General features: G+C 65.9%; 2 pseudogenes. Both read left to right on the top strand.

The features are described 5' to 3' along the window. Positions 1 to 222: pseudogene (locus tag ACFXN1_RS51915) on the top strand (hypothetical protein); the annotation flags it as partial. Positions 223 to 342: 120 nt separating this feature from the next. Beyond that, positions 343 to 1068 (top strand): annotated as a pseudogene (locus ACFXN1_RS51920) (IS5 family transposase); the annotation flags it as partial.

Consider the following 1068-nt stretch of genomic DNA (forward strand, 5'->3'; position numbering starts at 1 on the left):
CGGATGATCAGGAAACTATCAAGTCCGGTTCGGTGGGAGGCCGAGCGGAAAAGGACCAGTACGCCGCTGGAACCTCGCCGCTCGGCCGACCCTACTGCCCTGCTCCACCAGTACCGGCGGCTGGCCGTCCGATGGGAACGGCGCACCGACATCCACCACGGATTCCTCGACCTGGCCGCAGCACTGATCTGCTGGCGACGACTCAGCAACCGAACCCGATAGGAGCTCTTAGAACTCCTAACAGAATGGGGCTGGTGGGGGGAATGATGCAGGATCGGTTGGTGTTCCTGTTGTGTCGCCTGTGACTGGAGGTATACGACGGCACAACGAAGGCCCTGGGAGATCGACGACCGGTTGCGGGAGCGCATCGAGCCCCTGCTGCCGGTGATTCCCCGCAAAACACACCATCCCGGCCGCAAGCGCCTCGATGACCGAAAAGTCTTGTGCGGCATCTTGTTCGTGCTCTACGGGGCTTCCCGTGGGAGTTCCTGCCCCAAGAGCCGGGTTACGGCTCGGGCATGACCTGCTGGCGGCGGCTGCGGGACTGGCACCAGGCCAGCGTCTGGCAGCGGTTGCACGAAACACTGCTGGCCGAGTTGAACGCCGCGGGGGCGTTGGACTGGTCGAGGGCGGTGATCGACGGCTCCCACGTGCGAGCGCTCAAAGGCGGCCCAAAACCGGACCGAGCCCGGTCGACCGTGCCCGAACAGGCTCGAAACACCATCTGATCACCGAAGCGCACGGCATCCCACTGGCGGTCACGTTGACCGGCGGCAACCGCAACGACGTCACCCAGCTCATGGCCTTGATCGAGGCGATCGGGCAGGTGCGGGGCCGGCGCGGGCGTCCCCGCCGCCGCCCGGACACCCTCTACGCCGACCGCGGCTACGACCACGACGAGTACCGTAAACAAGTGCGGGACAAGGGAATCACCCCGTTCATCGCCCGCCGCGGCGTCGAACACGGCTCCGGACTCGGTGCGCACCGCTGGGTGGTCGAGCAGAGTTTCGCACTGCTGCACTGGTTCCGGCGACTGCGCATCCGCTGGGAGATCCGCGACGACATCCA

Origin of the sequence: Nocardia sp. NPDC059154, assembly GCF_042755705.1 — a bacterium.
Classification (GTDB): Bacteria; Actinomycetota; Actinomycetes; order Mycobacteriales; family Mycobacteriaceae; genus Nocardia.